Annotated in this window: 2 tRNA genes; both read left to right on the forward strand. The window is 62.2% G+C overall.

Features of this window, described 5'->3' with window-relative positions:
* The first annotated feature begins 14 nt into the window (after positions 1-14).
* Positions 15-91: transfer RNA gene (locus tag I5731_RS00240), tRNA-Ile, on the forward strand.
* Between the two features lie 76 nt (positions 92-167).
* Positions 168-243, forward strand: a tRNA-Ala gene (locus tag I5731_RS00245).
* Positions 244-262 lie beyond the last annotated feature (19 nt).

Raw genomic sequence — 262 nt, forward strand, 5'->3', positions numbered from 1 at the left:
CGGTGAAGCGGCCAGGGCATGTAGCTCAGGTGGTTAGAGCACACGCCTGATAAGCGTGAGGTCAGTGGTTCGAGTCCACTCATGCCCACCATTCCCACAGCGCACCGGCTGCAAGGCCGGTACCAGAGCTTGGCGCCGATCCGATGCAACGCGAGTTGCGGCGGGATGGGGGCATAGCTCAGTTGGTAGAGCGCGTGCTTTGCAAGCATGAGGTCGTCGGTTCGATCCCGTCTGCCTCCACCATTCTCTGCCTCACGCGCTG

The organism is Methylobrevis albus (assembly GCF_015904235.1).
Lineage (GTDB): Bacteria > Pseudomonadota > Alphaproteobacteria > Rhizobiales > Pleomorphomonadaceae > Methylobrevis_A > Methylobrevis_A albus.